Origin of the sequence: Phascolarctobacterium sp. Marseille-Q4147, assembly GCF_017968825.1 — a bacterium.
Lineage (GTDB): Bacteria > Bacillota > Negativicutes > Acidaminococcales > Acidaminococcaceae > Phascolarctobacterium_A.
Genome location: NZ_CP072874.1, coordinates 600,609 through 613,627 on the forward strand (window position 1 = coordinate 600,609; position 13,019 = coordinate 613,627).

At 43.2% G+C, this 13,019-nt stretch carries 13 protein-coding genes and 2 tRNA genes; 1 reads left to right on the forward strand and 14 read right to left on the reverse strand.

What is annotated here, in order from left to right; translation table 11 throughout:
• The 4 genes from KAH19_RS02760 to KAH19_RS02775 form a co-directional block, all read right to left on the reverse strand.
• Complete coding sequence (locus KAH19_RS02760; RefSeq protein ID WP_210685008.1) at positions 1-1,356, reverse strand: hypothetical protein; 1,356 nt, start codon at positions 1,354-1,356, stop codon at positions 1-3.
• Positions 1,357-1,810: 454 nt separating this feature from the next.
• Complete coding sequence (locus KAH19_RS02765) at positions 1,811-3,217, reverse strand: hypothetical protein (RefSeq protein ID WP_210685009.1); 1,407 nt, start codon at positions 3,215-3,217, stop codon at positions 1,811-1,813.
• Positions 3,218-3,269: 52 nt separating this feature from the next.
• Positions 3,270-3,902 carry a zinc-ribbon domain-containing protein gene (locus KAH19_RS02770; protein ID WP_021720659.1) on the reverse strand — a complete coding sequence of 211 codons (633 nt, stop codon included), beginning with the start codon at positions 3,900-3,902 and terminating at the stop codon, positions 3,270-3,272.
• Between the two features lie 41 nt (positions 3,903-3,943).
• Positions 3,944-4,162, reverse strand: a complete 219-nt coding sequence (locus KAH19_RS02775; protein WP_210685010.1) for a helix-turn-helix domain-containing protein — start codon at positions 4,160-4,162, stop codon at positions 3,944-3,946.
• Between the two features lie 266 nt (positions 4,163-4,428).
• Here KAH19_RS02775 and KAH19_RS02780 point away from each other — a divergent pair, with 266 nt between their 5' ends.
• Entirely contained in the window at positions 4,429-5,595 is a 1,167-nt protein-coding gene (locus tag KAH19_RS02780; protein WP_210685011.1) for a CGNR zinc finger domain-containing protein, read from the forward strand.
• A gap of 295 nt (positions 5,596-5,890) precedes the next feature.
• Here KAH19_RS02780 and KAH19_RS02785 read toward each other — a convergent pair whose 3' ends face one another.
• The 10 genes from KAH19_RS02785 to KAH19_RS02830 form a co-directional block, all read right to left on the reverse strand.
• On the reverse strand, positions 5,891-6,409 hold the full coding sequence (locus tag KAH19_RS02785) for a hypothetical protein (protein WP_210685012.1): 519 nt from the start codon (positions 6,407-6,409) through the stop codon (positions 5,891-5,893).
• Between the two features lie 13 nt (positions 6,410-6,422).
• The gene (locus tag KAH19_RS02790; protein WP_210685013.1) at positions 6,423-7,574 is read right to left on the reverse strand and encodes an ATP/GTP-binding protein; all 1,152 of its coding nucleotides are present in this window, start codon (positions 7,572-7,574) and stop codon (positions 6,423-6,425) included.
• Positions 7,575-7,860: 286 nt separating this feature from the next.
• Positions 7,861-7,952: transfer RNA gene (locus tag KAH19_RS02795), tRNA-Ser, on the reverse strand.
• A gap of 66 nt (positions 7,953-8,018) precedes the next feature.
• Positions 8,019-8,108, reverse strand: a tRNA-Ser gene (locus KAH19_RS02800).
• Positions 8,109-8,177: 69 nt separating this feature from the next.
• A complete protein-coding gene (locus tag KAH19_RS02805) occupies positions 8,178-8,810 on the reverse strand; it encodes a cyclodeaminase/cyclohydrolase family protein (RefSeq protein ID WP_210685014.1) in 633 nt (210 codons plus the stop codon).
• Positions 8,810-9,220, reverse strand: a complete 411-nt coding sequence (locus KAH19_RS02810; protein ID WP_210685015.1) for a pre-16S rRNA-processing nuclease YqgF — start codon at positions 9,218-9,220, stop codon at positions 8,810-8,812. The genes KAH19_RS02805 and KAH19_RS02810 overlap by 1 nt, the downstream gene beginning before the upstream one ends.
• Positions 9,213-10,370, reverse strand: coding sequence for a DUF3084 domain-containing protein (locus KAH19_RS02815; RefSeq protein ID WP_210685016.1), 1,158 nt, complete (start codon positions 10,368-10,370; stop codon positions 9,213-9,215). Before KAH19_RS02815 ends, KAH19_RS02810 begins: the two co-directional genes overlap by 8 nt.
• A gap of 34 nt (positions 10,371-10,404) precedes the next feature.
• Positions 10,405-11,496 carry an LptF/LptG family permease gene (locus tag KAH19_RS02820; RefSeq protein ID WP_210685017.1) on the reverse strand — a complete coding sequence of 364 codons (1,092 nt, stop codon included), beginning with the start codon at positions 11,494-11,496 and terminating at the stop codon, positions 10,405-10,407.
• 14 nt (positions 11,497-11,510) lie between these two features.
• Positions 11,511-12,230, reverse strand: a complete 720-nt coding sequence (gene lptB / locus KAH19_RS02825) for an LPS export ABC transporter ATP-binding protein (protein WP_210685018.1) — start codon at positions 12,228-12,230, stop codon at positions 11,511-11,513.
• An 18-nt stretch (positions 12,231-12,248) separates the two neighbouring features.
• Positions 12,249-13,019 carry an LptA/OstA family protein gene (locus KAH19_RS02830; RefSeq protein ID WP_210685019.1) on the reverse strand — a complete coding sequence of 257 codons (771 nt, stop codon included), beginning with the start codon at positions 13,017-13,019 and terminating at the stop codon, positions 12,249-12,251.

A 13,019-nucleotide genomic window follows, 5' to 3' on the forward strand; every position in this document is an offset into this window, starting at 1 on the left:
TCATAATGTCAGCACTGCATCTTTATCGTCAAAAAAACTATTAAACTCCTCCAGTGACTGAAAAGCACATTTTTGGTTAAACACCGCCAAAATATCATTCAGGCCCTGGGTGATTGCTTTATCATCTACTGCGTAAACTCCCTGCATAACAAGCTCAAAGCCACCGTCAAAGGCCGCTGTCATATATGCAGCTTTTGCTTTATTGTATTCATCAATCCGCTGCTTTTGCTGCGCCAGACTTTGCAGTGCAGTATTAATAATATGCTTAAATTCCGCCTGACGTTTTTTATCCAGCCTGCGTTCCATCTGATATTTAGTGACCGCCCTGGTTATTTCCCCCACAACCAGGGAAGTAACCACTGCCGCCACCGGTCCGCCCAAAGCAAACGCCATGTTTGCTGCCAATACACCGGCAGTGCCGCAAACAATCTGCGCAGAGCATTCTTCGCCGCTGATATTGCCATCTAAATAGTTCGCAACAATGCCACCTATTTCTACAGCCATCGTCAGCTGCATAATCGGCAAATTTTTTCCTGCCAGCTTAGCAAAATCCTTTGCCCCGGCCTTTTTCGCTACTGCGACAACGCCATCCTGTACTACCGAAATACTGGCAGCACTGCCAAAGCTCCTTACAGTATCCTTCCCGACATTTTTTACAGCCTGCTTAATGTCCTGTTCACCTTTCACCACGCCCACAAGATTGGTCAAGCCGGAAACAGTTGCAGTTACAAAGGCTGCTTCACTGCCGGCAGCAGTTGCCTTCTTGACCGATGGCGCAACTGCATCCAGCTTAGAACTGATAACTTTGCTGTTTTTTATTTCATTAACCGTATTTTCTATTTTATACTTAGTCGCCTGTGTCCGTATATGCGCCTCTGCCTTCACTTCTTCTTTCAGCATATTAACGCTCGTCACAGCATCCGGGCAGTCAACAGCTTTTTTATTTGTCTTAAAAAGCTTTTTGCCAAACAAAGTCTCTGATACATCATTAATCTGCGCAGCGCCTGCTTCAGTATATTTTTTTGCTATATACTCGTGATTATTCAGCGCACCCTTGGACTTGTTCAGCGAAGCATTGGTATTAGCAAGGTTTGCATCAGCATTAGCCATTGTTCTTATCTGCTCCGGCGTCAAATCAGAACCATAACGCCTGATTTGCTCATCTAACGGAACAATGTGGTCAACGTTTGATTGCTTTTCATTAATATGCTTATTAGCATCATAAAAAATTCTCTTACCCGTATATTCGTCAGTTATACTTTTTTTATTGCCAAAGGATCTGTTTTTATAGCTGTCAGCCGCATTGTTGCGTCTGTTAATGTCATCTACCTGACTACGCTTTATCTTATCACTCATATGCCGCCTCCAAAATTTATAAAGAAGTATTTATTGCCGCTGCTATTAGTTCACTCATCGTAATCATCAGCTTCCTGGCAACCTATTCCTGTATCAAACTCTTCAATTGCCTGCAAGTAAGGCATCTTAGTGCCTATTTTCTTATATCTCTGTGCGAATAATTAGCATTAGCTCCCTTTCCCACTATATTATCGCACATTCTCAAATTCATATCTTTGCACAATTTTTTCACAATTTTACATATAGTTTAATTTCTTGCGCTTTACCTATTAAGCTTGGCAAGGTGCTTACGTAATTTATATTTCCGCCATAATTGCGATAAGAAGTTATGGTGCGTTATTCTCCTAACCTCACGTCAAATCACCCATTTGCCACATGAGCATGAACACATTTAAAGTTCAACATATTAAATAAATTTTTAGCAGGACTGCAAAACGCAGCCCTGCCTGTTACCTTATAGCTGTAAATAATCAATCAATACCAAACCAGCGTTATAGCCGGCCAGCGAAGCAGTTGTCCTATCCATAGGATGCCACGAACCATCATCAGCCTGATATTGAACACCATAACCTTTACCAGTAAGCAGACCTAAAATACCTTGCTGTCGACTTTGCTGCCCAGTGCTACTTATTACAATCATGTCATATTGCACAATAGTTTGGCCATTATTGCGCGACAAAATTTTCGCACTGCGACAATCAACATAACGATGTGCTCCTTGTCGTTGGAATACTTCCGGTATATATTTATCGCCATTCAAAAACGCTTGCGGATGAAATAAATTATACTTCGGTCCACTGCTATTCACATTGCTATTTGCATTGTTATTGTTGTATGTAGTTGCTTTACTATTATTCTCTTCCTGCTGCATGTTTAAAATGCCTTGCACATTATATTTATAGGCACCTGTATTGATGAGCAGCTTGCCTTTACCATTATCTAATTCTAACTGAGTCCAGTGTAAATTAAAGTCCTTGTATTTACTCTCTAAGAAATATTGGCACTCTACTGTCACAACTTGCTTAGAATTCAATTTGAAGCCTTTTAAATCATTACGATCGCCAAAAGTAATAACATTAAATTTTTTAGGCGTTAGCAAGTCATTGCCAATTCTCAGGTTAACAGAAAGCTTATCAAGGTCTATTGTTTCATTTTTGCTCATATTAGTAAAAGCTATCGTTACACTATAAACCCAATCATCAATCTTGCGTCGTTCAAGCACGGCAAAGCCTAGCTTGGTATCGCCAATTTGTTGAACTCGATACGAAGCGTCACTGCAATCTAAATAAGCGGCTCCCTTATGAAATTCACCATCATTAGCCATGCCATACCAGTTTAAATCGTGCTGCAAAACAGCATTTTGGAATTCTACCTTTTCAAAGGCTTCCATTTCCATTGGTCCATCATTGCCAGAATATTTTTCCATATTAGAGCAGACTCTTTTAAGATAAACATTATAAGCCTGCAGATAATCCTTCACGCTTTTAGCGTAATTAGCTATTTGGTAGCGTTTGATGGCTTTCTCCCCATCCTTTTTAGAAGGACCATTATCCTTGCTGTCCATCATTTTCTTGTTGAAATCCATAAAGCTCTCATTGGCCTTCGCTTCATCATATTTTTCATCACTCAGCTTGGCGATATTCTTTTCATTTTCTTCAATTAAACTCTTAATCTGCTTGAGCATTTTTTGTTTATCAATATTGCGATTTTCCAGAATGGCCTGAGCCTGCTCTGTTTCCATCTCGGCAACCTTCGTACTGTTGTTAAGATACATGGAATGTATTTTTTGCTCTTCTGACTTACCACAACCGGTAAGCACCACTGTTAAGATAAGCATTGCATAAAAAAACAGCTTTTTCACACTATGACCTCCTCGTATAACTTTTCCAGTTAAATGTTTTATAAAAAAAGTACTATTGCAAAGGATCTGCTCCGTAGCGATTATCACCTACCGTACCAGGCGCAAACAGTAAATACAACTCAAAAAAGCCATTGAGAAGTGGCACAAAGGTTAATAATACTAATAAGCCATCTTTATCCAAATCGTGCAAGCGACGAACCGATATAGCACTATTTATCCAAACCAAAAGAGTAAAAGCTATTAAGCCTATGAAGCAAGCCAGATAATCAATTGCTTCCATATAGTAATCATCTACAAACTCGTCGATGATGCAGGCGATAATAAAAAACACCAAACAACTACTCATGCTCTTGAGGAAATAATCCAATCTATTGATGCGTCCCTCAAAGCTCAAAAACTGCTCTTTAAAAATCTCTTTATTCAAAGCAGGTTTACGTTCGGGATTATTACCAAAAAGTCTGCTGAAGATTTCTTTAAAATCCTTGGGATTATCATTGCTATGAGCTTTTCCCAACTGAAAACCACATTTTGTGCAAAATTTGACACCAATAGGATAAGTTGTACCACACTTAGGGCAAATTACATTTGTCGGCTCAATCTTTGGTAACTGATCTGTCCCGCATACCGGACAAAACCTTCCCTGGTCGTCAATTTCGGCTCCACACTTAATACAATACTTTGACATAATATCTGCCTCCCTCTAATATTTTTTATTGCCGCTGCTTCTCACTTTCTCTCCTGCAGAAGCCGCACCGGGTCAACCCCCAAGGCCTGCGCCAGCAAAAATATAGATTCCATATTAAACGGTCCCTTACCGCATTCTATATCCGAGACGCGAGCCCTTGACATTTGGGCTTTCTCCGCCAGCTCGCTCTGCGTCAGACTCAATGCCCTGCGATAATACATAATATTTAAGCCAATAGTTTTATATTTTTCTTCAAACAAAAAGCATCACTTCTTATCTCTTCCCTTCTATTATGCACTAAAAAGATGGCTCTTGCGGTGCTTTAGATTTTATATATATGGAATATATTTGACATAATATCCGCAAGCTTACTTGACCACCGCCTGCTTTTAGTATAAGATGAAGTCAGAAATAATAACACCATGATAAAATTTCTTTTTTGTGATATTATGTTGCTAGCAGATGCCGACAAAACATCAGCATCTGCTAGCAACATAAGATTTTAGATTTTTGCGAGGTTATACCTATGACGACAATGCAACGCGCCTTTCCGGCGCCAGTGATTCCCAAATTCTTCACCAATAATATCTGCGGCAATTATCAGATTCGCCGCTTTTTTAACGGTCAGGACGACTTTATCTGCGCCCAAGGCCCCTTTCATACGCAAACTATCGCTTCACAAAGTGAGGAAGGTGCGACAGCTTCTTCCCTGGCTATAGCCTTCGCCAATATTGACGAAAACGATAAAAAACAGGTGCTTGCCTTCTGCAATGCCTACGGCCTGCCCTATTCTTCGCAGCGCTGCCTTGAGAAACGTGCACACCTTGATGACGAAAATCATTCTGTAATCATCAACGATTTCAGCTTTATCGACACTACCCTTTTTATGGGAGATATCCTTATAGAAAAAGACTACGCTGCCAATGATGCCGAAGTTACCTTGAATTACACACTGTTCGAAGTAGACGAAATAGACATTATGAGCCTGCGCCTTTTTACCCGCTGCGTCAAAATCGTCCGCAGTCTTCTTATTGTCCAAAGCTATCTCTTCCGACACGAAGGGACACAGGCAGGCGTTATCTATGCGCTTGCCTACCTGCTGCATTACAGTGCACGTGGCATTCACTACCTGCTGCCGCGCATCAAAACACCTACGCTCAAGGCAGCAGAATACTTTGCTACGCACAAGCGTATTTCGCACACGCAGCTGCTCAAAAATATCCGCAAAACAGATGCTGACTACGCCTGCCAGCTGCAAAGCTTTCTCACAGTTTTAGACAAGCATATGCTGCACACACTTGCTGATTATGACAAAGATCTGCTGACGAAGAAACAGCTTACTGCTATAATTCTCGCTGAAGATATTCCAAGCATAAGCCTTGACCACACTTTTGCCAGACGCATCCTGCTCGATATCATCAACGATAATATCTATACCGCCAGACCGCAAATGGACATGGCGCAAGAAAACTTTACCAGCCTTTGGCAATGCAGTTATCTTATGCAGGCAGTTTATCTTGATTTGTATCAACTGCTGCTCAATCCGGGCGAATACCACCGCTGCGCCAATCCTGAATGCAGCAATTATTTTCTCATCAGCGGACGCCGCGCAGACAAACGCTACTGCTCCAATCGTTGCGCTTCGAAAATGGGTAAGCAAGGCAAAACATATAGACCGCATAAGGAAAAATGAGAAACAAATTTAAGACACAAAAAAGCTCTCGGATTTCTCCGAGAGCTGATTGCCATAGTTGGCGGAGTGGGTGGGGGTGGCAAACCCTGTGCGTGGTAAACCGCTGTCACGATTTAGCAAAAACGGGAAATCAACAATTTGTGGCAACAACGCCATTTTAACAACTATATATAGTGGTCACTTCATTGAAAATTTCTCTAAAAAACGTTCTGATTGCACCACAAATATATGGAACAGAGAGGAACAATAATAGGAACAACAGAACGCAAAGGCATTTTTCAATTCCATATATCATTTATTTCAGCAAATCTGCTAAGCTATACTCTCCTTTAGGGACATTAGCAACCCTGCGGTATTCTCGTATAGCTTCCACTAAAATTTTAGGATTGCAAAAATAATCTTTCACGAAATCATATGCCTTTACATTGCGCATATGCAAATCCATTTTGCAATAATCGCTAGGCTTCTTCCCCGAACGCTTAAAGCGCTCATATGCTCCCTCATTATGAATAATAAGCATTTCAATCTCAGGAGCAGTAATGACGTTAATAACATCTATTTTATAAGTATAAGCTTTACTCAGCTTAAAGCTTTCTCTACGAGAATCTAAAATGCGTATAACAGAAATAGGTTCATCAAAGCCTTTGCGTAAGTATCTTTCTTCAAAATTCTTCGCACTTCTGCATCTGATAACCCTTTCATCCAACATTTCTTCTCGTGTAAAAATCAACAAATTATTATCTACTAAAATATCAATGATTGCGGACTCAGCAGAACCTTCACAGATACAAGCCTTATATTTTGCTAGTTTCATCTAACTGCCCCCTTCACTTTAACGAAGCAGCTAAATTTTTCTTTAAGCGCAGATAAGCTTCATAGGCAGGAGTAGTGCCCTCAAGAAATCCGCTCTGATAAGCATCGCTTTTCTTTATATCATTGCGCTTTAAAATATAACTCAAATTTTCAGCAGTGATACCATTGCGGTTTCTTACAATATAGATGGCATCATTTCTATCATATTCGTCTAGTAATTCCGAGTAATGCGTTGTAAAAATCAACGTACTACCACTTTTGTTTAAGGTGGTATCCATAAAGAAGCGCATCAATGTGACAACTATCTCTTTGTTAAAATGATTTTCAAGCTCATCAATCAAAAGATAGCCTCCTGATGTCAAGACCTCTTTGACCATAGAAAAGGTAATAATGCCCTTTATTGTACCAGAAGACAGATACTGCTCAAGTTCTACCGCGTTATTTAAAATAAGCTCTTCCTCTCCCTTAAACTTCAAATGAATTAACGCCTTATCTTCAATTTTTTCAAAGCATAACTTTTCAATAGTAGGATCAAGGAATGTAATGACTTCTAACGGAATATCATCAGTAAACGGAAGAACATTAATGTTGGTATATGAAAGCAGGCTAAACACATCTATCCTATCATTTGTTTTTTTATTATGAGCTATGATAAAACTTACGTCATCGGGCAGATAAGCCTCATCTGTATTTCTGGCTGCTATTGGACGCAGGCCAGAAAAATCAGTAAGGTATTTTTTAGATTTAACGCTGCTGACAGGCTTTTCCCAAAGCTTTTCTTCAACTATAGAATACACATATCCCCCTGCTTTAGCTTTTTTAGATTTAACAACAGTTTCCAGACAACAAATATTACGCTTGTTATCAAAAAAGCAAATTTTAAACGACGCATTCTCGCAACCGCCAAGAATATTCCTCGACTCAACATGATTGATAGGTTCATTGCGCAAAATATTCAAGGCTAAATTGATTACTTTCAATACAGAAGTTTTGCCAGAAGCATTAATACCAATAAACGCACAAGCTGTATGCAGGTAATAATTAGGCTCTATCTTATAGAGTTTTTCTTTGTCATCTTCACTAACTCGTTGTTGAGTATAAAATAAAAGATCTAACTCCTGTTTAAATAAAGGCAAACCATTCACAGTTATCCGCAGTATTTTCATTGTATCATCTCCAACTAAAAACGGTTTTTATGTTTTTATTTTCTACTGATTTTATTATATAACGTCTTTCGAAAATTATCAACGGATTTTTCGTTTTTATTTTCTATCATGTTTTTTCTAGCAAAACAAAAAAGCTCTCAGATTTCTCTGAGAGCCGATTGCCATAGTGGCGGAGTGGGTTGGGGTAGCAAACCCTGTGCGGGGTAAACCGCTGTAACATTTCGCAAGGAACAAATTCAAGCAACAAAAAAGCTCTCGGATTTCTCCGAGAGCCGATTGCCATAGTTGGCGGAGTGGGTGGGATTCGAACCCACGCACGGGGTAAACCGTCTAACGATTTAGCAAACCGTCCTCTTCAGCCAGCTTGAGTACCACTCCATTAGACTACTTGTTTATTATAACAGATTCTTATCTAAATTGCAAGACCCTATTATAATTTTTTAATGGCGGAAAGGGTGGGATTCGAACCCACGGAAGGCTTGCACCTTCGCTAGTTTTCAAGACTAGAGCCTTCAACCACTCGGCCACCTTTCCATTAGAATTTTATTATACTTTAAAAACACGCTTACGTCAAGTACTTCTACCGCACCAATCAATAAAGCCTTATTGCAACGCTTTATCCGTTACTGCAAGCAAACGTGTTTCCAACGCTTCGGCATCTGTCAAAAGCTGTACCAGCTCTGCTGCAGCCTGCGCGTTCCACGCCTCATCCTTGGTCAGTCCCAGGTTAATGCGCACGTTGTACTCCGCACAGCGTAATGCAGCACGTGCCAGCAGGCCGCTGCAGGCACCGTCCGTAATCACGCCGGGGTTTCCTGACACTACCAGCTTGTCTGCCAGCTGCAGGACAGCAAAGGAGCTACGGGCAATGTTCAGCGGCACAGTCGCTGCCTGCTTCGCAGCAGCGCGGATAGCCGCTGTACGTGCTGCCTTTTCTTCATCTGTAGCCTTAGGCAGCTTATAGCAGCTCATAAAGCTGTTGAAAACAGCTGCATCCTCATCTACCAGCTCCAAAAGGCGCAGACGCTCTGCCTCTGCCTGCTGCAGCAGCTCTTTAACCTCCGGCTCGCGGTCAGCGAACTTTTCCTTGCCAATCGTCAGATTGGCAACCATGGAAGCAAGTGCCGCCGCCAAGGCGCCGGCCATAGCAGCGCCGCCGCCACCGCCAGGGGCAGGTGCAGCGCTTGCAAGCTCCGTCAAAAAATCATTACAGCTTAAATCGCCAAGTTTATTCATTAATTTAACCCCTCATTTTTCTTCAACCATCTGCGCACCTGTACAACAGCAGCATATGCATCAAGCGGCTCCGGCGGCACCAAAAGGCCTAACGGCACCAGCCTGCGCCAGCCCTTAGGAGGATTTTCCTGCCAATACAGGCTACGAGCTTCCTCCGTACTGTACGCTTCACCGACAAGCTCCGGCAGCAAATCAGGATAAAGCTCACGCAAAACTGCGCCTATAGCCTTATTATTTGTGCCGTTGCCCATAATAATTCCCTGCAGCTTAGCTGAACCGACAAACTGTCGCAGCTCTGCAGCCAGATTATCCGTCATCGCAATATGCAGGCTCAGGATTTTGCCATCAGCGGCAACTAATGCCAATCCTGTTTTGCTGCGCCCCGGATCTACGCCAAGATAATTACTCATTGACCGGAACCACCTCCAGCCTTACCCTTACAGGTCCGGCTGTCGTAATATCGCCTTTAGCATAAGCACGCAGAATAAAGCTTCCTCTGGTGCGACGCATTGAATTAGCTGCTTCTATCATCGTAGCAGCATCCATACTGCCAACCTTACCCGTCATCGGATCAGGCAGCACACCGGCCTTTACCGCATTATGGTTAATCTGCGTCAGGAATTCCATAAGCACGCTTTCATAGCTCGGGCCGTTAGTACCAAGATTATACTGCTCACTGAAAATCAAGGTTCCGTCAGGATAAATGAACTGATTATCTACCATTTCAATATCGCATACTGCTAGCTCGCCAACTATGATATTGGCAACGGCACGGATACGGAAAAGCATATTTCCCTTGCTTTTATCCAGCTTTGCTACAGCATTATCAACAACATTTTTGCCAATCCAGATAGCCTGCAGAGGCTTTTTCTCATCGTGGATTACGCCCAAGCGCTGCAATGCTGCTTCATTTGCATTTTGCAGCAGCCAGTTCATCTGAATCATATTTTCTTCATGCTTCAGACCGCCGCGCATAACACCGGCAAAGACAACCTCACCGGCGCGGTAGTAAACCTGGCCTTCACGCATATTGATGATACCCTTACGCAGAGCTTCGGTAGTTTTTTCCAGCTCGTCAATTTCATTTGTCAGCTGCAGCTTAGATTGGGTAAGAGAATTTACCTCATTCTGTGCCTGGCTGTACATGTCATTAACCTGAGCCAGCTTAACTTCCATTGCATCATTTTCGGCAACTGCTTCCTGGATTTTAGCATCAAGCTCACTGATTTTTTTGTTCTGCTCATTAACCTTGCCTTTAGCCTGTTCAAGTGCAGCAGTTGTGTCTGCCTTTTCTTTGTTTAAAAGCAGCAGCTCCTGCTGAATCTTTTCCATGCCAAACAAAGCTGTGCGCGCACTCTGTGATGCTATTGCCATAACACTGATAGTCAGAACAGCAATAATAGTACCGCCGAGTACCGTAAGTAATATGGACGTATGCTTTGGACGCAACCCAAATACCGACATTCTTTTTTTGCCTATTTTACTGCCCATTTTATCGGCCAAATAGGCAATCAGGCCACCTACAATGGCCATAATGATAATTAATCTTATACCTACCAAGTACTCACCTCCATGACTTACTCATCCAAGTCTTTTAGGCATTCTTCTTTTTCATCAGATAAACGCCGACACCCAAGCAGAGGATGTTAGGCAATGCGCAGGCCAGCAGCGGCGGCATTGCACCACCCTTGCCCAAACCGGTGGTGAAGGTCATTATTGCGTAATAAATAAATATTACGATGATACTGATGCCCAGACCGATAGAAGAGCTGGTACGCTGCTTCTGAGTGCCCAGACAAGCACCGATCATTGCAAAGAAGAAGCTTGCCAGCGGAATGTTGATTCTCATAAAGATTTCGCACCACTGACGTGCCGCAGAGGTATGCTGTTCTTCCAGCATGCTGATATATTCGCGCAATTCGCGGATAGTCATTTCCTCAGGCTCCTTCTGCTCCCAGGAAATCTGCTTCGGCGAGAAATTCAAAGGAATAATTTGCTCCTTGAATTTGGCACTGCTTTGTACGCCATCCTTATCGTCCAGCGCAAAAACGTTGCCATTCACAATACGCCAGCTGCCGTTTTCCCAATAGCCTTCCTTGGCGGTCTGAATACGAGCAATCTTGCCTTTATTAAACTCTTCGATAGTGATATCAGTCATCTTGCCAAGCTTTTCATCAAACTTATTAGCATAAGTAACACGCTGGGTATCACCGCTGATAGTTTTGATGATAATATGATTCTGAGTTGTGGGGCGCGTATTGTGGCGGATTTCCTCATTCAGGATTATCGACGCCTTCGCTTTGGAGGTAGGTACTACCTTTTCTGCCCACACCATGGAAAACATGCTGACAAAGAAGCCAACAACCAGCACCGGCGCAACAATACGGTAGTAGCTGACACCGCCGGCCTTCATTGCCGTAATCTCACTGGAGCCGGAAAGCTTGCCAAAAGCCATCAGTGCTGCCAGCAGCATAGACATCGGGAAGGTATAGTTGATAACCTCCGGCAGATTATACATAAACAAACGGGCTACAGTCTCCAGCGGAGCACCGTATTTAGTCATGTATTGCGTAATTTTAAACAGCATCGTGCTGGCAATAAAAATACTGGAGAAAGCAGCGATGCCGAAAACGAAGGGGTATAAAAGCTCCTTCAGTACATAACGGTCTAATAATCGTAAGCGCACTTTTCTTCCTCCTGTTACATGCTAAAGTTATCGCCAAGGTAATATTTACGGGCAACAGGGTCATTAGCGATTGTTTCGCTGTCGCCATGCAGTAAAATATGACCTTCGGCCAAAATATAGGCCTTATCAACAATGCTCAGTGTTTCACGGACGTTATGGTCCGTAATCAGCACACCGATGCCGCGCTGCGCCAGATGCGCAATCATGCCCTGGATATCCGCTACGGCGATAGGATCGATGCCGGCAAACGGTTCGTCCAGCAGAATGAAGGCCGGGTCGGTAGCCAGCGCACGGGCAATCTCTACGCGGCGGCGTTCGCCGCCGGACAGTGCCTTGCCCTCGCTCTTGCGCACATGGTTCAGACGGAACTCATCCAGCAGAGCGTTCATCTTCGCTTCTCTTTCCGAGGCATTCAGATCAGTAGTTTCCAAAATTGCCATGATATTGTCTTCTACCGTCATTTTGCTGAAAATAGAAGCCTCCTGCGGCAGGTAGCCGATACCTGCACGCGCTCTTTCATACATGGGCATTGCGGAAATATCCTTGCCGTCGAGCATCACGGTACCAGCATCAGGCTTTTCAATACCGACAATCATATAGAAGGTTGTCGTCTTGCCGGCACCGTTAGGACCGAGCAGGCCTACTACGCTGCCCTGCTCTACGCTGATGCTTACTCCATCAACAACGTGACGGGTATTATAAATTTTTACAAGATTATCTGTTGTTATAACCAAAACTTTGCCCTCCGCTTCTTAGGCTAAAGCTTTATCATCTGCGCCCTGCGTTTCTTTACCTGGCAGCGCAGGCTGCTTTTCCGGAATATAGATAATATCTACATTACCGTCGGCAATAGCCACGTTGGTATTGGTAAGACGCAGTTTGTCGCCGGCAACGCTGTTGCCGTTCTGAATTGCTTTGGCATTGCCGATAAGCTCTACATAACCGCTGTTATCGGTTTTGTAGACTGCGCTGTCAGCAGAAGCTGTCAGGCTGCGTGCATCACTGCGGATATCAACACCGCCATAAGCATTGGCAACTCCCTGTGCCATATTATAATCAATCTTTGCCGCATTCAGCACACTGCCGTCGCTGTCGGTAAGACGCGCCCAGCCGCCGATTGTTTCGGCAAATTCGCGCGCCTTGTAATAATCAACTCTGTCAGAGCTCAGGCTTTTGCCGCCCTTGGTAATCATGGCACCGCCTACAGCAGACAAATCATTTTCATTATGCACTATAAACTCATTGCACACAATATGTGCATCATCACGGTCGGCAATAACATTGCCGGTTAAAACACCGCTCTTGCTTTTGCTGTTGAATTTGGCATAATCGGCAGTAGCTCTGCCGCCATCCTGCATCAGTACAACATTTCCTTTTGCTACAGCTTCACCGCTGCCCAGGTCATACTCCAGCTCATCAGCCTGAACGCTGAAATTGCCGGGAGCCGCATAAGCAGTTGCTGTTATGCCTGCTGCCAGTACGGCTGCAGCTATTGTTAGCAGTAATCTATTTTTATAAGCCAT

Excerpts from the sequence above, each read along its gene's own strand:
- KAH19_RS02760 (WP_210685008.1), bottom strand. The coding sequence starts at position 1,356 with ATGAGTGATAAGATAAAGCGTAGTCAGGTAGATGACATTAACAGACGC.
- KAH19_RS02770 (WP_021720659.1), bottom strand. The coding sequence starts at position 3,902 with ATGTCAAAGTATTGTATTAAGTGTGGAGCCGAAATTGACGACCAGGGA.
- KAH19_RS02780 (WP_210685011.1), top strand. The coding sequence starts at position 4,429 with ATGACGACAATGCAACGCGCCTTTCCGGCGCCAGTGATTCCCAAATTC.
- KAH19_RS02785 (WP_210685012.1), bottom strand. The coding sequence starts at position 6,409 with ATGAAACTAGCAAAATATAAGGCTTGTATCTGTGAAGGTTCTGCTGAG.
- KAH19_RS02790 (WP_210685013.1), bottom strand. The coding sequence starts at position 7,574 with ATGAAAATACTGCGGATAACTGTGAATGGTTTGCCTTTATTTAAACAG.
- KAH19_RS02805 (WP_210685014.1), bottom strand. The coding sequence starts at position 8,810 with ATGAATAAACTTGGCGATTTAAGCTGTAATGATTTTTTGACGGAGCTT.
- KAH19_RS02810 (WP_210685015.1), bottom strand. The coding sequence starts at position 9,220 with ATGAGTAATTATCTTGGCGTAGATCCGGGGCGCAGCAAAACAGGATTG.
- KAH19_RS02830 (WP_210685019.1), bottom strand. The coding sequence starts at position 13,019 with ATGGCTTATAAAAATAGATTACTGCTAACAATAGCTGCAGCCGTACTG.